This window comes from Saccharopolyspora hattusasensis (genome assembly GCF_050972075.1).
In the GTDB taxonomy this organism is placed as follows: Bacteria; Actinomycetota; Actinomycetes; order Mycobacteriales; family Pseudonocardiaceae; genus Saccharopolyspora; species Saccharopolyspora hattusasensis.
Window position 1 is genome coordinate 5,948,483 of sequence record NZ_JBPCDC010000001.1, and the last position, 20,849, is coordinate 5,969,331.

At 63.3% G+C, this 20,849-nt stretch carries 16 protein-coding genes and 1 pseudogene; 9 read left to right on the forward strand and 8 right to left on the reverse strand.

Going from position 1 to position 20,849, the window contains the following annotated elements; all coding sequences use genetic code 11:
- Positions 1–403 precede the first annotated feature (403 nt).
- Positions 404–661 (reverse strand): hypothetical protein, encoded by a 258-nt coding sequence (locus ACRXBZ_RS28495; protein ID WP_433881694.1) that lies wholly within the window; start codon positions 659–661, stop codon positions 404–406.
- Positions 662–1,458: 797 nt separating this feature from the next.
- Here ACRXBZ_RS28495 and ACRXBZ_RS28500 point away from each other — a divergent pair.
- Positions 1,459–1,713 carry a hypothetical protein gene (locus ACRXBZ_RS28500; RefSeq protein ID WP_433881695.1) on the forward strand — a complete coding sequence of 85 codons (255 nt, stop codon included), beginning with the start codon at positions 1,459–1,461 and terminating at the stop codon, positions 1,711–1,713.
- 469 nt (positions 1,714–2,182) lie between these two features.
- Here the strand turns inward: ACRXBZ_RS28500 and ACRXBZ_RS28505 are convergent, their stop codons facing one another.
- Positions 2,183–2,689 carry a hypothetical protein gene (locus ACRXBZ_RS28505; protein WP_433881696.1) on the reverse strand — a complete coding sequence of 169 codons (507 nt, stop codon included), beginning with the start codon at positions 2,687–2,689 and terminating at the stop codon, positions 2,183–2,185.
- Between the two features lie 172 nt (positions 2,690–2,861).
- Between ACRXBZ_RS28505 and ACRXBZ_RS28510 the strand changes: the two genes are divergently transcribed.
- Entirely contained in the window at positions 2,862–3,050 is a 189-nt protein-coding gene (locus tag ACRXBZ_RS28510; protein WP_433881697.1) for a hypothetical protein, read from the forward strand.
- Positions 3,051–3,388: 338 nt separating this feature from the next.
- Positions 3,389–3,595 carry a hypothetical protein gene (locus ACRXBZ_RS28515; RefSeq protein ID WP_433881698.1) on the forward strand — a complete coding sequence of 69 codons (207 nt, stop codon included), beginning with the start codon at positions 3,389–3,391 and terminating at the stop codon, positions 3,593–3,595.
- Positions 3,596–4,061: 466 nt separating this feature from the next.
- Here ACRXBZ_RS28515 and tnpC read toward each other — a convergent pair.
- From tnpC to ACRXBZ_RS28530, 3 genes and pseudogenes are all read right to left on the reverse strand, one after another.
- Positions 4,062–5,297, reverse strand: a pseudogene (gene tnpC, locus ACRXBZ_RS28520) (IS66 family transposase); the annotation flags it as partial.
- A gap of 12 nt (positions 5,298–5,309) precedes the next feature.
- A complete protein-coding gene (locus ACRXBZ_RS28525; protein ID WP_433881699.1) occupies positions 5,310–5,585 on the reverse strand; it encodes a DUF6444 domain-containing protein in 276 nt (91 codons plus the stop codon).
- Positions 5,586–6,207: 622 nt separating this feature from the next.
- Complete coding sequence (locus ACRXBZ_RS28530; protein WP_433883991.1) at positions 6,208–7,932, reverse strand: IS1182 family transposase; 1,725 nt, start codon at positions 7,930–7,932, stop codon at positions 6,208–6,210.
- Positions 7,933–8,101: 169 nt separating this feature from the next.
- Here ACRXBZ_RS28530 and ltrA (ACRXBZ_RS28535) point away from each other — a divergent pair, with 169 nt between their 5' ends.
- Together ltrA (ACRXBZ_RS28535) and ltrA (ACRXBZ_RS28540) are read left to right on the forward strand one after the other, a co-directional pair.
- Positions 8,102–9,418 carry a group II intron reverse transcriptase/maturase gene (gene ltrA, locus ACRXBZ_RS28535; protein WP_433881700.1) on the forward strand — a complete coding sequence of 439 codons (1,317 nt, stop codon included), beginning with the start codon at positions 8,102–8,104 and terminating at the stop codon, positions 9,416–9,418.
- Between the two features lie 399 nt (positions 9,419–9,817).
- Complete coding sequence (ltrA, locus tag ACRXBZ_RS28540; RefSeq protein ID WP_433881701.1) at positions 9,818–11,308, forward strand: group II intron reverse transcriptase/maturase; 1,491 nt, start codon at positions 9,818–9,820, stop codon at positions 11,306–11,308.
- Positions 11,309–11,355: 47 nt separating this feature from the next.
- Here the strand turns inward: ltrA (ACRXBZ_RS28540) and ACRXBZ_RS28545 are convergent, their stop codons facing one another.
- From ACRXBZ_RS28545 to ACRXBZ_RS28555, 3 genes are all read right to left on the reverse strand, one after another.
- The gene (locus tag ACRXBZ_RS28545) at positions 11,356–11,505 is read right to left on the reverse strand and encodes a hypothetical protein (RefSeq protein ID WP_433881702.1); all 150 of its coding nucleotides are present in this window, start codon (positions 11,503–11,505) and stop codon (positions 11,356–11,358) included.
- A gap of 1,585 nt (positions 11,506–13,090) precedes the next feature.
- Positions 13,091–13,771 carry a hypothetical protein gene (locus ACRXBZ_RS28550; protein ID WP_433881703.1) on the reverse strand — a complete coding sequence of 227 codons (681 nt, stop codon included), beginning with the start codon at positions 13,769–13,771 and terminating at the stop codon, positions 13,091–13,093.
- 52 nt (positions 13,772–13,823) lie between these two features.
- Positions 13,824–14,195, reverse strand: a complete 372-nt coding sequence (locus ACRXBZ_RS28555) for a transposase family protein (protein WP_433881704.1) — start codon at positions 14,193–14,195, stop codon at positions 13,824–13,826.
- A gap of 586 nt (positions 14,196–14,781) precedes the next feature.
- On the opposite strand from ACRXBZ_RS28555, the gene ACRXBZ_RS28560 reads away from it, so the two are divergent.
- The 4 genes from ACRXBZ_RS28560 to ACRXBZ_RS28575 all read left to right on the forward strand — a co-directional run bounded on the left by ACRXBZ_RS28560 (position 14,782) and on the right by ACRXBZ_RS28575 (position 20,814).
- Entirely contained in the window at positions 14,782–16,644 is a 1,863-nt protein-coding gene (locus tag ACRXBZ_RS28560) for a polysaccharide biosynthesis protein (protein ID WP_433881705.1), read from the forward strand.
- Between the two features lie 1,443 nt (positions 16,645–18,087).
- Positions 18,088–19,332, forward strand: a complete 1,245-nt coding sequence (locus ACRXBZ_RS28565; RefSeq protein ID WP_433883992.1) for a DegT/DnrJ/EryC1/StrS family aminotransferase — start codon at positions 18,088–18,090, stop codon at positions 19,330–19,332.
- A 14-nt stretch (positions 19,333–19,346) separates the two neighbouring features.
- Positions 19,347–19,997, forward strand: coding sequence for a sugar transferase (locus ACRXBZ_RS28570; protein WP_490885427.1), 651 nt, complete (start codon positions 19,347–19,349; stop codon positions 19,995–19,997).
- A gap of 208 nt (positions 19,998–20,205) precedes the next feature.
- On the forward strand, positions 20,206–20,814 hold the full coding sequence (locus tag ACRXBZ_RS28575) for a hypothetical protein (RefSeq protein WP_433881707.1): 609 nt from the start codon (positions 20,206–20,208) through the stop codon (positions 20,812–20,814).
- Positions 20,815–20,849: the final 35 nt, after the last annotated feature.

Consider the following 20,849-nt stretch of genomic DNA (forward strand, 5'->3'; position numbering starts at 1 on the left):
TTCCTGTCTCCCTACCACGCAGAGACAACTGGCCAGTGCGTAAACCAGCTGCACAAAAGAATCTAGAAGATTGCGACGTAGCGCGCAAGTGCGTCCATCCTATATGGTGAACTGAGAAAATGAGGAAAATCGGAACGTGCGGTAAGGCGGGTGTATTGATTTCGTGACACATTTTCAGGTGTCGTGACGAGCTACATGCAACCATGCGTCCATGGTCCCGCAATTCGCGGGACCATGGACGCATGGTTGCATGAAATGGATCTGTCCTAGGGGATGTGGGGCCGCTGCGCAATAGCTCGTGGTATTGAAACGTCTCGCTGGGGCTCCGATGTTCCGCGGAGCTTGCTGCCGGAAGAGGGGCACCCATAAGTGTGGATGAATCAAGCAGTGCCCCAGTCGGCTCTCAGCCCTTCGCTGTCGGGTGATCCACGAGCGGCGCGTTAACACACTTGTTCGACTGCGGCGACAGCAGCTGCAACGCTGGTCCGGTGCGGATGACGTCGCTGCCGCAAACCTGAGTAGGAGAAATCGAAGTGTTGTTGTCGTTTAGAACGTTGACCCCGTCATTGTCGGCACTGTCGGCGAATGCCGCAGAGCCCGTAGCCAGCATGCCGAGGGCAGCGGTGCCGACAACCCCGGCAACGCGGGTAGAAACGCGCATCCTTCTTCATACCTCTCATCGATACAGTAGGCTCAGAGCGGCTCTCGGAGAGCCTCGGTGACGCCCGCGGAGTGCCGTCATGCGTCTCCGTGGAACGCTGTAACAAAGTTTCGGCAGACAAACATTTTTCCTTGAGTCAGGAACGCCCATCGTCACCCTATTGGGTGACGATGGCGCTTTGGCTACAGTCGAAGCTCAGGATTCTCGAAGACTTGTCATCTCAACGTTCCTTCGCTCTTTCGTGTTCTCTGTCCGCGCCGCGCCGAACACGTATTGCATTTTCGGAACCAGGGCGCTAGCGTTTGTATCGGCTGCTGACGTGAGCACCGTCAGTTCGCTCTCCTTGAGGTTGGGTTAGTGGGTCCCAACGCGGCCGGGTCAGGCGACGTCGCCTGACCCGGCTGTTTTCTTTGATGGGTTTTCTCTCGTGGTCATGAGACTGTCACCCGATCGGCGTTGTTCGCCTGGCGCCTGGGCCAGTTCGTCGGGACAGCGCTTTTCCGTGCACGGCTGGTGGACCACGCCAAAGGACCCTGTCTTGAGGATCACAGATGCGAGACCGCGGCGAACCGACCCCGGCTGACTGCGACATGTCCGTGCCTGGTAACCGGTCGCGTCTGGTTCTTTCGCAAAGGCCACTCCATGAGGTGAAGCGACGTATCGGGTCTAAAGTTTCACGTCGGTGTGTCGAATTATGCGCAGTACCTGCGAGAGAATGATCGTCTGCGGGTGCTGAGGCTCTTGTAACTGAGCCACTCTGGTTTGAACCTGCCGTTCGATGAGAGGTATGAAGAAGGATGCGCGTTTCTACCCGCGTTGCCGGGGTTGCCGGCGCCGCTGCCCTCGGCATGCTGGCTACGGGCTCTGCGGCATTCGCCGACAGTGCCGACAACGACGGAACCAACACGGGCAATGGGCTCAACACCATCACGGCACCGGTGCAGACCTGCTCCGACTCCGTCGTCGGGACGACTGTGGGGCAAATTTTGTCGCCGCAGAGCAACAAGTGCGGCAACGCTCCGCTGATTGACCACCCCAAGGATGAGCGCTGAGATTTCTCGAACCTCGGACCGTCGGAATTGCCCCGGGCGCGCGAAGGGGTGGCGGGCTAGGGCACCGCGCCGCCCCTGAGCTCAAATTACACCGCCAGTATTCGACCGCGTTGTGACGCTACGAGGGCCGACGGTCGATTATCTAGTGACCTTGCCCTGGTCTGGAAACGACCCGGCTCGTGGTGATTAAACGAGGTCAATGCTTACGAGGATTTCGATTGATTGCCGAATCTCCACACTGCAGTCGTTCTGTGTGTCGCGGGCGGTAGCACGCAAGCGTCGTACCGTTCATCCTGATCGACTTCGCTTGCCTGGAGCAGCCTATCTCGGCCTGGATGTCGATATCCTACCGAATAGGACTGGGTAGGCAGAGACCGGCAAAATGCCCCGGATAGGGGTGTGCGCGAGCAGGTTGGCGTGGTGATCGGCGCGAATGCGGGCAGGGGCGAGCCAGACGGGAGGGCGCCGGTCACGGCGAGAACGACGGTGCGAGCAGCCGGCTGCGGGTGAGAATGTTGATCATCGGCCACAGGTGTGGAGGCTGGTCCGGGGTGAACCGTCGGATCGTGGCCAGGGCAGCTGCGGCCAGCGCGTCCAGGGCGTCACCGAGCAGGGTCGCGCGTGGAGTGGTCGGGAGCAGGTCGGGCTCGAGGGCGACCGCTGTCTGCACACCGAACTGGTAGAGCTGCTCGGCATTTCTGCAGGCGCGGCGCAGCCAGGACCGCACGGTCCCGGCCGGTACCCCGAGCCGAGTGGCCACTGAGGCGGAACCCGTACCGGCACCGGCCGCGACCAGGGCTGCGCCGATCACGGCGAGGGGGTAGGACCGACGTGCCACCAGGTCGCCCGGCAGCACGACGTGGGTGGCTTGACACGAGTGGCATCGGGCCCGGTCCAGCCGCACCGTGGCCGTGCCCTGCAGGCCGACGACCGCGCGGTCGCGGGGCGGCCCCACGGCCGCAGCGTCCCGCCGCATGCCGGGCAGTCCAGTCGGCCGGCAACCAACGCCAACCTTGCCGCGTCGGTGTCGACGACTTCGATCATGTCCCATCCCATGAAGCGTCCAGAAGGATCAGTACCCCGGGAAGGGGGAACTGGTGTTGCACCCTGACGCACCACCCGGGAAAGAACAAGAAGTGCCACAACGCATGCGGATCGCTGACGACGCCGTCACCGTGACGATGAACACGACCGTCCACTCAGGCCATCCAACCCAGATCAGGCCGACGAGCAACCGGTTCATCGTCACGGTGTCGCCGCAGACGAACCCCACCAACCGCCCGACCGATCGTCTTTACCGTGAATGGCACACACCGACCTACACGTCCTCATCCTGAATGACGCTCAACATTCGAGATCTCCGCATGCACGCCGCACCGGCCAGTCAGCCTCCAGCGCATCCGCAGCCTTCTCGCCACTACAGCCGACAACATCGAGCATCCCCCGGCCGCGGAATTGGTCACCAACGTCGAAAGGTACGACGTCGAGTTTCGTTCGACATCTCATCCTGCCCGTTCAGGCGTGCCGCGCCTCCCGAATAGCACACATTGAGGTGAAACGGGCCTTGTCGACTCAGCAGCCCGGAAGAGGTGCAGGTATGAAAGAGGATGCAGCACATTCCGGGTCCGTCCAGAGCCGGGAACCCCGGGTAACCCGAATTAGGAAGGGAAGACGCATGCGTTCGCTTTCTCGTGCCTTCGTTGTTGGCGCTTTCGCCCTGCCGCTGGCATTCGCCGGAGCGGGTCTAGCTTCGGCCCACGACTGGGCTTGGGGCTGGAACTACCCACACGCCAACGGCCAGAACAACTACTGCAACATCATCAGCTGCAACGACCTGAGTGAAAACCACCATACCGTCCAGAATTTCGGAATCATGGGCTAACCCGATGCCAGAGGAGTTTGATCAGTGCTGCTGAATCTCCTGAAGAAGTGAATCCCCATCCGAGCATTGCTTATGAGTTCTAGCGGTTGTCGCAACACCCGAACTTCGGGGACGCGATGTGCTTCGAGATCTGTAGGATCCGTACACCACGAGGTAAGAAGTTGAGCCATGAGCAGGAGTAATATTTCTGGCTCATGGATCAAGGAGCCTTCGGGAGGCATGCCGGATCGTCGGCATCAACTGCCGGACCGGCAAGCGGTAGTGTAACGGCGCTGGCTCCAATCGGAGAACAGGCCCGGTCGGCCAGCACACGAAGTGCGGGCCGACCGGGCCATTTCGTCGTCTCGCTACCTCACGCAGGCACGCTGGAATCCGACCCATCGCTGGCGAGTTGGCGCCCGCCCCCTGCAACCATCGTGTCCATTCAGGGTCGAAATTCGAATGCCTGGCTAGTTGATCTTTGTGGTCAGGCTGGGGTGACTGGTGGCATCCAGGGGTTGCCGGTGAGGGCGGTGTGGATGGCGTCGATGGCGCGTCGCCCGTGGTTGGTGGCGCTGGTCAGGTAGGAACGGACTCGGCAGAACCGGGCCAGGGTGGCCAGGGTGTGCCAGTAGCCGGAGACTTTCTGATGCAGTTTCGGGCTTTTCAGCGCTTGCTCGGAGGCGTTGTTGGTCCAGGGCACCGCGAACACCCTGGTGAACAGCCAGACTTGGTTGGCTTTGCCGGCCAGTCGGGTGGCGAGGTTGTAGCCAGGGTGGTTGCCTTTGTCCCAGTCGCGGTGGCGGTTGGTGGCGATTCCCCAAGCGACGGCCTTGTCGTAGCGGGCGCGCAGATCGGCCAGCAGGTCGGGGTCGAGGCGATCGGCCCCGGTGGCGTGGGCGTCGGCGACGGCGGTGTGCGCTTCGCGCAGCACCTTGCGGACGGTGGCGGCCCATCCTTGCTGGGTGGGGTGCAGGTCGAGAACGCCTTGCAGGTGGCGGAACAGGTGCGCCACACACTGTTGCACCCCAGCGAGGGTGGGGTCGAACTGGTGCCAGGCGGTGTAATCATCGCGCACGAGATACCCGGTGTATTTGCTGAAAAGCCCGAGGGTGCGCAGTGCTTTTTTGGTGCGTGCCGGCAGTTCCCGGTACCACACCAGCCGTTCATCCGGGGTGCGCACACAGACCACGTGCGGGGCGCCGGGGACCGGTTGGCCGTCCTCGCCAGTGTCGGGGTGTGCGATGTTGACCGGTGTTTCGTCCGCGCACAGCACCGGTTCGGCGGCCAGCACGGCACGCATCGCGTCATCGAAGCCTGCCTGATCCAGCCGCTCGGCGACGCGTTCGTGCGCGCGGGCGACGAACCCGGTCGACACCGGAGCGGAAAGCAACGCTTCCATCAGACTCGCGGTGCGCTCCACCGGCACATTCCCGGTCGAGGACAGCAGGACCGCCGCGGCGTTGACGTTCGGCCCGTAGCACACCGCCCCGGCCTGCCCGAAAGGCACCGCCGCGGTCGTGGTCTTCCCGCAACTGCCACACTGCCGCTTCGGCAGCCGGTACTGCACCCGCCGCAGCCGGATCGGCGGGGTGTCCCAGACCTGCGTCCAGGACATCCCCGCATCCCGGCCCTCGGCCAGATCCGCACTACACCCCGAACATCGCGTCGGTTCGGGCGCGGTCTCGCTGCGATCCGGGTTGACCACCGGCACCAAACCCGACCCTGGATGTCCTTACTGGCCACCGGGCTTGCGGTCCTTCGACCGCACCCGCTGCGAGCGCTGCGCGCGGCGTTTCCCCTTCGCTGCCAGCGAGTCCTGCGATGGCGCCGTTGAGGAACTCGTCGAATCCGTACCCAACCTGCGCTTCAGCTCAGCGTTCTCCGCCCGCAGCCGGGCGTTTTCTGCCTCCAAGGCCTCAACCCGAGGCACCAAGCCCTCAACCAAGGACACCAACTCGTCATACGAGGGCGCGGGCTGCTCCGGTCCGGACACAACCCCAATGATCAACGATCAACCCTGCAAGATCAAGCCAGCCAGCCCGCAACCACAACCCCAGCTCAACCAGACCCTTGAATGGACAGAGCGCCGGGATAAACCGGCATGGAGAAGGAGATGAGAGAGCTCCGGGAAGCGCCGGGGTAAACCGGCATGAGGAAAGGGATGAAAGCGCCCGACATCGAAGGAGTAGCGATCCACGGTGGCCCCGAGCCATGCGTCGACGACCCGTGAGGGCGTGGCGAAGCGTTGGACAGGGGTACGTGCAGGCCGGGCTATGGAGCCGCGAAATCCCCACTTCGGGGTGCTGACGTTGTTGGAGCGGCGGAAGGCAACACTGCTGGCGGCGTTATCGCGAGTCGCCAGTGGGCCCCGCGCGGTCGGAGAACCTGTGCATGTACGGAGTCCTCATGTGCGAGAACCGGGAGATCCCATGCTCGCCCGTTCACCTGATCTGTGTGCGGGCCGTCCAGGGAACGCTGAGGCGGTAAGCCTGGGATGAACGAGTGTGGGAAGTCGGACGGCCCCGTAGTACCTGCGAACCCGCCGAACAAAGCCGCGCCTGTGGTGGCGGAGGTGGGGGAGGAAAGGGGGTCGGCCAAGGGGAACACGGACTCTGCTGGTTAATTCCTGATCATGCTGCGAGGGCGTGTTCAAGGCGGGTGAGATGGCTGGTGCGGGTTCGGTCGAGTGGGTGGCCGTTCCACCAGGCATCTAGGCGGATCAGGTTGAGTGCGACCGCGGAGAACACGTGTTGCAGGTGGGTTTTGGCCAGTCCGCGGTAACGGGCGTGGCGCAGGTCGGTGACCGCGATGCCTTGGCGGATGGTGCCCTCGACCCCGGCCCGCAGCGCGTATTCGGCCTGCCAGTCCTTGGTTTCCTGGTCGGCGCGGGCAGCGCGTTGGGCCTCGTGGACGGCCCGCGGATGCACGGTGATCTGCCGGCGCCGGGTCCGGGAGGTGGTGCACTGCTCGCGGACCGGACAGGGCCCGCAGGTCGCGGTCGCGAAAGTGATCACGATCGTGTCGGTGCCGCGCTGGGTGGCCGGGTTCCAGGTGGAGCTGGTCTGGCCTTGCGGGCAGGTGGCCTGCTCGCGATCGAAATCGATGGTGAAGCGGGTGCGGTCGAACCCGGCGCCGGCCCGGGCCTGCGGTGAGTGGTCGGCCAGCACGGGAGTGATCAACGTGACACCGAAATCGGTCGCGGAACTGACGATCAGCTCGGCCGAGGGGTAGCCGGAGTCCAGGTAGTGCTCGCCGGGCAGCAGGCCACGACGATCCAGTGCCTGGTGGATCGGTTCGGTCATGGCCACGTCCGGGACACTCGCGTCCGTGGTCGCCACGTTCGTGATCAGGTTGGGCCGTGACACGGTGGCATCGGCCGGCTCCGGCTCCGGCTCCGGCTGGGTGCTGGGGCGCCGGCAGGTCTCGCTGAAGTGCACCTTGTAGCCGTTCCAGAAGGTGTCGCGTTTGCCGCCCCAGCGGGCATCGGTGTCATACGGCGAGGTCAGACGCGATCTCCCTGGCGGGAGACCGTCCGTGTCCGCCTCCCGCCGTGTGATCACCTCCCGTCCGTTGCCGGTGATCGTGCGGGTGTAGTTCTGCAGCAGCACCACCCGCAGCACCTCCACGGCAGGCAACTCACGCAACCAGCCAGGAGCGTTCGGGGAATACACCGCACCCAGCAGCGCATACCCGTCGGTACCGTAAGTCACCGCCAGATCCCGGCGTTTGGTCTCCGAGGTGGGCAGCCGCCAGGAATCCACCCGCGCGGCATACCGCTGTCCCCACGCCGGCACATCGATCGCCTCGGCCAGCCACTGCGGTACCGCGGCCGCGAGAGCCTCCAGCGCGGCCCGCACCGACTCACCCGCCAGCTCCAGCCGGTTGAGATCCCGCACCGCCGCCACCACGTGGGTCGAATCGGTGCGCTGCTTCCCGCCGGCGGCCACCAATCCCTTGTCCTGCAACACTTTCAGCAGCAGATCCAGCGCCCGTTCCTCCAGCCCGTGGGCGACCAGCCTGGTGCGGAACTCCGACAAGACCGACGCATCAAACCCTGGATCGTCCAGCTCCATCCCCAGCGCGTATTTCCAGTCCATGCCGAACCGGACCCGGTGGGCCGCACCCCGATCGGTCAGATTCTCCGCCATCTGTAACACCGTGACCAGCGCCAACCGTCCCGGCGACCACCCAGGCTTCCCCCGCACCCCGAACGCCTCGATGAACTCCGCATCGCTGAACAGCTCACCCAGCTCGTCACGGACCCGCATCGCCAACGGGTACTCGCTCGTGCCCGCCGCCGCCCGCGCGGCACGCACGGTCGCTTCCGGAATCCGCGGCCACGGCCGGGGCTGCATAGACACCACACACTCCATCCTGCGGCCAGGAAGCGGGTAAGTCGACCGCAGAAAGATCATGCACCAGATCAACGGACCGCGGCGACACCAAACCCAGCCCCTCGCCGAATTAACCAGCAGGGTCAACACGGCCAGCAAAACACGCCCCGGACACAGAGCCGGATCGGGTGTGCCCAGTGCGCTGGCTCGTGTGCGGCAAGTGGCACGACGGGATAGGGATGCGCGGTTCACCGCGCTGCTGCACCATGTCGACCTGGATCGCTTGCGGAAGGCGTATTGGGCGATTCGCCCGAACGCCGCGCCGGGGGTGGACGGGGTGACATGGGAGGTCTACGGGCAGGATCTGGAGGCGAATCTTCATGATCTGCATGCCCGTGTTCATAGCGGCGGGTACCGGGCGAAACCCTCGCGGAGGGCGTACATCCCGAAGGCAGATGGGCGGCAGCGGCCGCTCGGGATCGCCGCGTTGGAGGACAAGATTGTCCAGCGGGCGGTCGTCGAGGTGTTGAACGCGATCTACGAGGTGGACTTCCGGGGCTTTTCCTATGGGTTCAGGCCGGGGCGTAAGCCTCACGACGCGTTGGATGCGTTGGCGGTCGGGATCGAGCGGAAGAAGGTGAACTGGGTGCTTGACGCGGATATCCGTGACTTTTTCGGTCAGCTTGATCGGGCTTGGCTGAGAAAGTTTCTTGAGCACCGGATTGCGGACAAGCGGGTCTTGCGGCTGATCGACAAGTGGTTGGCTGCGGGGGTCGTCGAGGACGGGACGTGGACGCAGAGCGACAAGGGCTCACCGCAGGGGGCATCGGCGTCCCCGCTTTTGGCCAATGTCTACCTGCACTACGTCCTCGACCTGTGGGCTGACTGGTGGAGAAGCCACCACGCGCACGGTGACGTGATCATCGTGCGGTGGGCGGATGACTTCATCGTGGGGTTCGAGTATCGACAGGACGCCGAGCGGTTCCTCGGCGAGCTTCGCGAGCGGTTCGCGAAGTTTGGGCTGGAGCTGCACCCGGAGAAGACGCGACTGATCGAGTTCGGCCGGTTCGCCGCCGGGAATCGACGGAAGCAGGGACTGGGCAAGCCGGAGACGTTCGACTTCCTGGGCTTTACGCATATCTGCGGAAAGACCCGGACCGGACGCTTCGGGTTGCGGCGGTTCACGATCTCGAAGCGGTTGCGGGCGAAGCTTGGTGAGGTGAAGACCGAGCTGATGCGACGCCGGCATCTGTCCGTCCCCGAACAGAGCACATGGCTGGCCAGCGTGGTGCGCGGGCACTTTGCTTACTATGCCGTGCCCGGCAACAGCGCAGCGGTGAACGACTTCCGGGATCAGGTGACACGGCACTGGTATCGGGCGCTTCGGCGACGTAGCCAGCGCACCCGCTTGACCTGGGAACGGATGAACCGGCTGGCCAACCGGTGGCTACCGCAGGCTCGTATCACGCATCCTTGGCCCAGCGAGCGCTTCGCCGCCAGAACCTAAGGCAGGAGCCCAGTGCGGTAGTTCCGCACGCTGGGATCTGTGCGGGGGGCCGCCCGTGAGGGCGGTCCCTACCGCGACCATCGAAGGGCCAGCGACCCACGATGACCCCGAGTCATGCGTGGACGCCTGTGAGGGCGTCGGCGAAGCGTTGACAGGGGCACGTGCAGGCCGGGCTATTGAGCCGCGAAATCAACAACACCGGGGTGCCGACGTCGTTGTCCAAGGCGGAAGGCAACATCGCTGGCGGCGTTATACGCGAGTCGCCAGCGGACCCCGCGCGGTCGGAGAACCTGTGCATGTACGGAATCTCCATGCGCGAGAACCGGGAGATCCCACACTCGCCCGTCTGCCTGATCAGCAGGCGGGTCGCCCAGGGAACGCTGAGGCGGTAAGCCTGGGATGAACGAGCGTGGGAAGTCTGACAGCCCCGTAGTACCTGCGAAGCCACCGAACAAAGCCGCGTCAGCGGCGGCGGAGGTGGTGGAGGAAAGGGGGCTGGCCGAGGGGAACACGACCAGGCCGACACGTCCCGGACGCAGAGCCGGGCCAGGCGTGCCACACGGGCTGGATCGTGTGCGCGAAGTAGCACGAAGGGACAAGGAAGCGCGGTTCACCGCGCTGCTGCACCATGTCGACCTGGATCGGTTCCGGGCGGCCTACTGGGCGATTCGCCCGGATGCCGCTCCGGGGGTGGACGGGATGACGTGGGAAACCTATAGGCAGGACCTGGAGGCCAACCTCCGGGACCTGCACACGCGGGTCCACAGTGGCGCATACCAGGCGAAACCCTCGCGGAGGGCGTATATCCCGAAGGCGGACGGGCGGCAGCGACCGCTGGGCATCGCCACGTTGGAGGACAAGATCGTCCAACGGGCCGTCGTCGAGATGCTCAATGCCATCTACGAGGAGGACTTCCTGGGCTTTTCCTACGGTTTCCGGCCAGGGCGCAGTCCGCATCACGCGCTGGACGCGCTGGCGGTCGGGATCAAGCGGAAGAACGTGAACTGGGTACTCGACGCGGACATCCGCGACTTCTTTGGCCAGCTTGATCGGGCTTGGCTACGGAAGTTTCTTGAGCACCGGATCGCGGACCAGCGGGTGCTGCGGCTCATCGACAAATGGCTGGCCGCAGGGGTTGTCGAGGACGGGAACTGGTCGCAGACAGGGAAGGGAGCACCGCAGGGGGCATCGGTGTCACCGTTGCTCGCTAACGTCTACCTGCACTATGTGTTCGACCTGTGGGCGCAGTGGTGGAGACGCCGTCATGCGCGCGGTGATGTGATCATTGTGCGTTTCGCCGACGATTTCACCGCTGGCTTCGAGTATCAAGAGGACGCGCAGCGGTTCCTTGCCGATCTCCGCGAGCGGTTCGCGAAGTTCGGGCTGGAACTTCATCCCGACAAGACCCGGCTGATCGAGTTCGGGCGGCACGCCGCCTGGCGGCGAGCGGCGCGGGGGCTCGGGAAACCCGAGACGTTCGACTTCCTCGGCCTCACGCACCAGTGTGGCAAGACGAGGAACGGGCGGTTCTGGCTGCGGCGGGTCACCATCTCGAAGCGAATGCGGGCGAAGTTACGTGAGGTCAAAGAAGAACTCAAGCGACGCCGGCATGAGCCCATCCCCGACCAAGGGCAGTGGCTGCGAAGCGTGGTGCAAGGTCACCTCGCTTACTACGCCGTGCCCGGCAACATCCAGGCAGTAGCGGCCTTCCGCACCCAGGTGACCCGGCACTGGTACAAAGCGCTACGGCGCCGCAGCCAGCGCACGCGGATCACCTGGCCACGGATGAACCGCCTCGCCTACCATTGGTTACCACCCGCTCGCAAGATGCACCCTTTCCCCGACGTGCGCTTCGACGCCAAAACCCGAGGCAGGAGCCCAGTGCGGTAGTCCTGCACGCTGGGATCTGCGCGGGGGGCCGCCTGTGAGGGCGGTCCCTACCGCGATCCAACCATCAGCCAGGAATGGATGGTGACGTTCGTCAGTGGGCGCTCGGTCAGCTCCGGCACAAATCCGGAAACATCAGCTTGACTCGCGTTCAGAGGGGCGATGTCGTCTCGCTCGCGCATCAGCAGGTACTCGGTCAACCCATGTGCGTACACGTCGATCGTGCGAGGCGCACGCTCTGGACCAGCCTACATCTGCAACCAAACGGACGCGTGTTTGTGCCGCGAACACCGGCCACTTTTCCGTCAGCACCACCGTGCCGCTCAAACCAATCTCCTCAGTTCCGCGGTCAACACCGCGTAGACCTTAAGATGATCAAGCGGCAAATGTTCGGTCGCGCCAAGCCTGACCTGCTCCGCAAAAGCACTTCTTCTTCTACTACTCCCACCCTGACAATCATCAAATCTGCGGCGGAGCTCCTCATTAGTTGAGGGGCCAGGATGGATGGGATATCCTGGCCCCTCTCGAGGGCTGAGTATGCACCCCTGCGCTCAACCCTCGGTCCTTTCTCGCCGCAGGAAGGACTACGAATTATCGCACGACCTCGAAGCGGTGAGCTTCCTGGTAAGGAAAGTGGCCCCTAGGGCTCGACGTTGACTCCTGCTGAGTCCGACTTTCCCAGTTTTCTTCTAGCGGAGATAGCCGACTATCGCGCAATAGTTACAGTATCGGAGTCTCTTTCTCTGCGCGAGCTAGATCACACTATTGTAGTGATCAAACTTAAGGGTGAGTGTCTGGCTCTATCGATGGCGGGACCACTGCGTTCCGCCCGCGGCCGTGTGGTCATCGACAACCTGCCCGTGGAAGCCCCACACCGGCCCGAGAGCAAAGCTCACCGAGCCATCGGGCACGGATGTGAAAGACCAGAACCGGCACAGTCAGACTCCATAGAAGGCGCGCGGCGTGCGAGAAGGCCAGTCATTGGATCGTGCATGGCGATCCGCGTGATGTGCTCATCTATGAAGTACAGCTCGCCGTCCGTGATGCTTTCACGGACGGCGTCCACGAAGTGGTTCTGCTCGTAGGTTGTGAGCGACCTGCACGCGCAGATGTCCAAGATCGGTGCAGCCCAGGTCAACGCCCCAGGCGTTGACCAGAACTCGGCCATGCTCAGCCGAAGATCGGGGAGCTCACGAGGGGTGCGACGGCGAATGGGAGTATTCATGTGGTAACTTCCCGGTAGATCCCAGTTTCGACCCATTGTGCGCGGTAACTGCGCGTTTCGGTAACGCTGGAGAAGGGAACGCATCACTGGTCTTTGAGAGCTTCAGGCGGCCTTTAGCGTCGATAATCACTTCGTAGTGAAGGTCACACGATTGAAACGACGGCGACCTTGTTGGTGTTGAGGACGTTCACGTAGCTTTTCCCCGCTGTCGAGGTAGGCTACAGGGGGCGCAGTTATTAGTACGCCGATGAACCAGCGATGATCACCGCCTTCTTGGCCACTGCTTCGCTCATCTTGGATGATTTTCAACCGCCTTCGCCGACCGGCGCGGTGGCCCGGCGAGCTACCACCGCAACGTAGAGCAATGCAAACCCAATCAGACCCGGAGCCTGTGACGGACCCCTACAAACTACCGATCTTGTCGGGGAATACAAGACGACATACCACCATTGTGCGAACTTGGCATGTCCTCGCAGGTACGCGAAGCACACGAGTGGATGATCAGGATTTCCTACAAGATCGTGCTGCCGGTGCTCCCGCCTTGGCTGGGCCTGCCCCCGTCAAGCAGGGTCCCGGCAAAGTCCTTTTGGCTTGTCAGGGGATGATTCCGTAAAGGATGAGTGGTCGGGTGAAGTCGCGGGCGGTGTGGCGTAGTGCTTTGGCGATGTTGGTGTGTCCGGCCAGGCGTAGGGCGCTGATGGCGAGGTTGCGAAGGGAGGCCATGGTTCTGGGAGCGTTGCCGGTGCGGGCTCGGCTGTGGTCTTCGGTGTAGGTGACGTCGCGGACCCAGTGCAGGCGATTTTCAATTTCCCATTGGCCGCGGACGAAGTCGCCCTGCATTTCTTCGCCTCAGCGTGAATAACCCTCAAGGTTTGGACGCTGGCGGGGTGGGCGTGCTCGCCGGTGAGGTTGATGATCCCCAGGGCAGCATCGGCGCGGGCCTTTCCGGTGGCGTTGATGGTGGTGTGTCGCTCGATGAGGTAGGCGTGGGTGGCATGGGGGAAATCGATGGTGGGCCAGCTGTGGAAATCGCCGAGTGGGGCCAGTCGGGTGGTGCGGCGTTCGGTGCGGCCGTGCCCGGTTTCCTCAGTGGCGAAAGCGGAGATCTCCTGCCAGGGCAGGCTGTCGAGCTGACCGTCAAGGCGGACGTTGTTCTCCTTGACGGTGAACACGTAGTAGGCCCCACGCTGATGCAAGTAGCGGGCGTGCGCCCGGGTGGTTTGCACGGCATCGACGGTCACCACCGCGCCGTCGATGTCGATGGCCTCCAGCAGCGGCTCGAACGTCGCGATCTCACTGGTGCCGGGGAGAACCTGCCGCGCTCCGGTGATCGTCCCGGTCCCGTGGGTCAGCGCGGCCAGAGATGCACACCGCTACCGACGGTATGGGGGGATAGGTGCCGCGCAGTGATTTCCCGTCCACGGCAACCACCTCAGGCGCGGCGTCGTCCTCGCCGGCCGGGTGTGCACGCAGCCAGACGCTGATCGCCGAATCCAGGTTGTCGCCGTCCGGCCGGGTCAGCACCCGCCGGATCGTGGCCTCGTCGGGCAGCCGGAACCCACCGGTGCGCGGCTGGCGGCGCACGCCCAGCAGGGAGAGAACCTGCTGTGGTGAGTCAGCGGCCCATTCGGCGATCGCGGTGAACGATCGAGCCCCGGCGGCCACGGGTCACGGCCACGGCCGCGATACCCACGATCGATACCAGCGAGTGCCGCACGCCCCGCCGATGCCGCGGATCACCACGTCAGCAAAGCATCTCCGCAGATTCAGCCACCTCGTCAACGGCCAGTTTCCGGTCCACCGCCGGACAGCGGGGCCAGACGATCCAGAACACCAGGACTCGGGCAGGATGGGTCAGTGGGCACGGCTCTCTCACATGATCATGGGACGTAGACACTCACATGATCAACAAGAGCCGTGCCCGTCCTTCATCCGGGGCGAAACGACTTTGCCGGAACCCTGCCATCACACCCGGGGGGTTCATTGATCTGTGATCGGGTTCGGCGTGTCGCTCCACTCATCAAGGGAATCCTTGCTGATCTAGCGTGTCGTCCTGTAGCCGCCCCCCGAGGCACTGCGACCAGCGACAACGCGATCCCGCAGAGCCACTCCGAAGCGGCGCGCAAGCTGCATCAGGAAGAGCTCTCAGGTTGCAGCGTAAATCACCGGATTGTTCAGTTCTCTTGGCCGAGTGACAGGGGTTTCCGTGTTCCGCATTCGACACCAACACATCCGGCCTGGAGGCATACCAGTGGTGACAACCAGTGCATGGCAAAGCAGGGTACGACGGTTCGGGCTCGCGTGCGTTGACTGTGCTAATTGGGGAATCGCGCTCGTGGTCGCCACCTGGTTCCGGTACGAGTTCGAGATGACTGAGCCCGAATGGGTTGATCTTGCCCTCCTCGCTGGCCTGGCGTTCGCCGGGCAATTGGCGATCGGTACTGGCCTGCAGATGTATCGTGGACGATACTGGGTGGGAAGTGTCGACGAAGCAGTTCACATGGCGTGGGCAGTCCTGCTGGTGGGCGTGGTCATCATCGCCGCCGATCTCGCCATGCCCGAGCCCTTGGTCCCGCGTTCCGTGCCGATGAGCGCGACGCTCATGGCACTCTTCCTGTCGTGGATCGTCCGACTGGCCATTCGTCGGTACCGAGAACGCTCCACGCGCCCAGACCGGTCTTCTTCCCAACGAGTGATCGTTCTCGGCGCAGGGGTCACCGGGCAGCAACTCGTCCGCTCCATGCTTTCTGACCCCAGTAGTGGCTACCTGCCCATCGCCCTTCTCGACGACGACCCGACCAAGCGCAGGCTTCGCATCGAAGGCGTTCCGGTGCGAGGCACCCGGGAGCACATCGCTGCGGTAGCCGTAGGAACCGGGGCCACACAACTCGTGATTGCCGTGCGCAACGCAGACGCCACCGCTCTCCGGGAGGCGTCCCGCGCTGCGACCGACAGCGGACTAGCGGTGAAGGTCCTCCCCCCTTTGAGTCAGATCGTGAGCCCGTGGGTCGACGTCTCCAATCTCCGCAACCTCGACATCACCGATCTTCTGGGGCGCAGGCAGATCGACACTGACGTCCCCTCCATCGCTGGCTTTCTCTCTGGCAAACGAGTCCTGGTGACGGGTGCGGGCGGTTCCATCGGGTCCGAGCTGTGCCAGCAGATCCACCAGTTCAGGCCGGCTGAGCTGTTCATGGTCGATCGGGACGAGTCCGCACTCCACGCTGTCCAGCTCTCACTTAGCGGGCGCGCGTTGCTGGACTCTCATGACGTCATCCTGGCCGACATCCGGGACAGGGACGCGATACGGAGCATCTTCGACAAGTATCGACCTGACGTCGTCTTTCACGTTGCCGCACTGAAACACCTGCCCATGCTCGAACGGTATCCGTCGGAGGCGTGGAAGACCAATGTGCTTGGAACGGCGCACGTGCTCAACGCCGCCCGATCGGCGGGTGTGGAAAGGTTCGTCAATATCTCGACGGACAAGGCCGCGAACCCGACTAGCATTCTCGGCTGCTCGAAGAGGGTTGGTGAGCGGCTCACCGCGCACGTCGCGACCGAAACCGAGGGAACGTTCCTCTCCGTGCGTTTCGGCAACGTGCTCGCCAGCCGGGGTTCGGTCATCACGACATTCACCGAGCAGATCGGCAACGGAGGCCCCATCACCATCACCCACCCAGACGTCACGCGGTTCTTCATGACGATCCCCGAAGCCGTGCAATTGGTGATCCAGGCGGCGGCCATCGGCAGGCCGGGCGAGGCGCTCGTACTAGACATGGGCGCACCGGTCCGAATCACGGACGTCGCACGGCAGCTCATGAGCATGGCTGGCCGACCGACGCCGATCGTCTACACAGGACTGCGGCCGGGAGAGAAGCTTCACGAGGAGCTGTTCGGATCTGGCGAGTTTGACGAGAGGCCACTGCACCCGGCGATCTCCCACGTCGCCGTTCCTCCCCTGGAGGCGACCCAACTCGAAGCACTGGCGTTGCTAAAGGGGGAAGTCGCGGCGATGAGCCAGTGCGCCAAGGCGGACCTCTCCGCTCGAACCGAACAGACCAGTTTCTCCTCGACCGAACTGGTCAGCCGCCAGAAGGAACGGCTGGCATGAACGGCTTCCGGCTACGGTGTTCCCCACAAGCCGGACCATCTTCACCCTCGCCTCCGCAGCACACCTTTTCTCGCCGAACTCCGGCTGACAAGCCCAAAAGAAGCTTGGGGTGTCCTAGCCCTCTACAAGATCCCCCAAGCACTATGCGGCGGTGTGAGCCCCATGTCGATGGGGCTTCGGGGCAGGGGTTGGCCGGTTCGGTGGCTTTGACGTTGCCCCAGATCTGTTCGACAGGGGTTGAGCTCGGGTGTGTATGGGGGAAGTCTTTGCACGACAAGCCAATGCCGCTGTGTGGTCAACCAGTCCTTCATGTCTTTGGACCGGTGGGCGGACCCCTCTTTGCCCGTCCCAGATCAGCGTCACCGGATCTCCGTCGAGATGGTCGTGCAGGGCGGTGAGGAACTCGATCAACGAGGCGGTGTTGTAGATGCCCGGTTTGGCCTGGAACACCAACGTGGCCTGGCTGCGGTCGGGCTGGTAGGCCAGGGCCGCGGACATCGACATGCGCGTCCAGGCGAACCCACCGGTGTCGCAGCACCGGGTCCGGCCCTCGGCGTCCAGGTGGCTCTCACTGCTGGGAGCACGGAGAATCCGCTTTCCTCTGGAAACACAGCCATGCCCCTCGCCGCCGGGCCCAGCCTTTATCCGAGGCCATTCGGTTTTCACCCACCCCTCGATCGGGGCATCCTCGCGCTCGGCGGCACGCCCGTGCTCGGCGCTGCCGACTCCAGCCCAACCGCACGATCGTCCATCTCTGCCTCTGCGAGTACCGCACCCCAGTGAGGCATTCGAACACCTCGGTCACCCTCGCCAGAGTCCACATCTCGATAGCAAAACCCTTGGCGCGCGGACCTTTGATCAACTCGGCCTCGACCTCAGCCAACTGCTAGTCGGAAAGCTTGCGCATCCGCCCCACACCCTCCAGCGCCTCGCGGCCACCGGCCAACCACGACGGGTGCCACTTCGATGCGGTCTGCTGCGACACACCCAACACCCTCGCCACATCGACCTGCCCTCACCGCGATCGAACATCTCCGAGCGTGCATACGACGCGCATGCAACGACTCGAACCCCGTCTAGCGGCAACACGCTTGTCACCACGGGCCTGCTCACGTGACGACCTTGAAGACCTCGGCACGCCGCGATCATCCCAACGAGCAACCCTGTTGACGAAGAACTGCTTGATCCGCCCGATGAGCTGGGATCGCTGCGGTGTACCGCGACAACTTCAACCCAAAGATTGACCGTCGGCGTTCTCGTCGTGCGGGAGATCTCCTGCTCAGATAGATTCTTTGCTGCAGTACCGCTTGAAAAGAGTCCACAAGGGTCACTCGAATTGGCTAGGGCACCGCGTACTGGATTAGCAGAGCCCGCACCAAGATAGAGGAGAACCCGATGGGTGCGACTCTCAATCCTCTTGGCAGCGAGTGAAGAGTGAAGCACATGCATGCTCTGCCCCTGACGGACATTCTGGCCATCGACGGCGGTGAACCTGTTCGTCGAACACCATTCCCGAGTTGGCCGCACTTCGACAGCGACGATCAGGAGGCCGTTGCTGCGGTACTGCGGTCGGGACGCGTAAATTACTGGACCGGGACCGAGGGGCATCGGTTCGAGCAGGAATTCGCCGACTGGACTGGTGCCCGGCATGCCGTGGCAGTTGCAAACGGGACGGTCGCGCTCGAGATCGCATTGCGTGCATGGGGCGCCGGACCTGGCGACGAAGTGATCGTTCCCGCCGCCACGTTCATTGGCACGGCAAGCGCCGTGGTCGCATGTGGAGCGGAACCTGTGGTAGTCGACGTCGACCGAGACACCCAGTGTCTGACGGCCTCCACAGTGGATCCTTCCATCACAGAGCACACCAAGGCAGTCGTGGTGGTGCACCTGGCAGGCTTTCCGGCAGACGCCCCGAAGCTGCTGGAACTCGCCCGGTCCCGTGGCCTGGGCCTGATCGAGGACTGCGCGCAGGCGCATGGCGCCACAGTCACAGGACGTGGAGTCGGCACCTTCGGCGATCTCGCTGCTTGGTCCTTCTGCCAGGACAAGATTATGACAACTGCCGGCGAAGGGGGAGCGATCACGACCAACGACGAAGACCTTTTCCGCCGGTGCTGGGAGCTGAAGGACCACGGCAAGAGTTACCACGCCGTGCACCAACGGACGCCGAGACCTCCAGGGTTTCGTTGGATACATGACAGTTTTGGAACCAACGCCAGGATGACGGAGGTCCAGGCGGCAGTCGGGCGCAGTCAATTGCGGAAGTTGAGCAGTTGGGTGGCGACACGTCGATCTCACGGACAGTTGCTGCGTGAGTCGCTGCAGGAGGCACCCGCACTCAGGATTCCCAGGATTCCCCGGGGAATGGATCCCGTCTACTACCGGTTCTACGCGCACATCCGAACCGACGACCTCGCGGAAGGATGGACGCGTGATCGGGTTGTCGAAGCGATCAACGCTGAGGGTGTGCCCTGTCTACACGGCGGCTGCGCGGAGATCCATCGCGAACGTGCTTTCGCTACGACGGGTCGACCTGCGGGAACCCTGCCAGTTGCCGCTGAATTGGGTGCCACGTCACTAGCCCTTCCCCTCAATCCAAGGCTTTCTGACGGTGATGTTCGCGACATGGCTCACGCGGTGAAGCGGGTGCTTCGAACTGCCGCGACGGTGCCACCGGGGGAGGCATGAGACGAGCTGTCGACGTGGTAGTGGTGCTGCTAAGCGCAATCTTGATCATTCCACTCTGCCTGATCATCGGCTTGTTGGTTCTGCTGACGATGGGGCACCCCGTGCTATTCCGGCAGGAGCGCGCAGGCAAGGACGGGGCCACGTTCCAGATCCTCAAGTTTCGTACCATGCGATCCGCCACTGCCGTACGCTGTTCGGACCCAGAGCGGCTCACGCGCGTCGGCCACCTTCTCAGGAAGTCCAGTTTGGACGAACTGCCACAACTGTGGAACGTGCTGCGTGGTGACATGAGTCTGATCGGTCCCAGACCGACTCTGCCCAGCCAGGTGCAGCACTACACGCGCGAACAACGTCGGCGCCTGGACGTGCTGCCAGGCATCACCGGATGGGCTCAGGTGCATGGAAGAAACCTGTTGACCTGGCCGGAAAGGATTGAACTCGACCTCTGGTACATCGCGCACCGGTCCTTCCGCTTGGACCTGTGGATCATCCTTCTCACTGTCGCTCAGCTCGTGTATCCCCGCGGAATCGCAGGTGCAGGTGGCGTCAACCCCGGCTTTCCACAACAGGATAAGTCCCCTCCGCCACTCGGCGTTCCGAAAGAAGACGATAATTCCAAGCGCAAGAGTCGTACTGTCAACCGATCGGTCAAGAATCCTCAGTAGCGGTTGCCGCATTCCTGAGGTGTTGTTGAATGAGAAGCGGTACGCGCGAGTCAAAACGCATTGCGATTCGCATGTCAGTGCATTCGGTAGAAGTAAAAAGACAACCAATCCTCGGTCGTCGCGTGGAACAGCTGATCCCCAGGAGAGTTGATACGACATGGTTACCGATCTACGTCGCCTAACAGGCCGAAAGCTTTGGGTTCCCCTCGTGCTCCTGTCGGCGGCAACCTTCGTCGCGCCGGCATCCGCAGCCAGCCCGGTGGCCGGAGAGAAGCCGCGCATTCTGACCTACCAGTGCCAGGGTCAGACACCCTTGGGACCCGTCAACGGGTTCGCCTACCAGGACATCGCCAGGGCGATCGCACCTGCATCCGTCAACGCAAACCAGAGCTTCTCCATCGTCATCGAGCCGGCCCGCAACAGCATTCCGCTGCACATCGATCATCGGCGCGTTTACTCGGTCAGGAACATCGAACTGAAGGTACCTCTGCCGACAAACTCGACTTATCTGTCCCACAGACTGCGTGACGGCTACAACACTGGTCCTGTTAAGGTCAGCGTCTCCGGTGGCTACCTGGTTTTCCGCATTCCGGGCCCCATTCGCGCCGGGATTCCCTTCAAGCTGCCGACCCTGATCCTCAACGTGCAGGCAGGCCCTGCCGCGAACGGTCCGGTGAAGACCACTCTCGACGGATCTCCTGGCACGTCGCTTCTCACCTTCGACGCAAAGGTTCGTGGCAGGATCATCACCGCGAATGTACCCACGAGCTGTTACCCAAACCCCAACCAGGTCCTTACATCCACCGCAGTGCGGTGACGGGCCAGACAGACCGATAGCTGAGGAACCGGGAA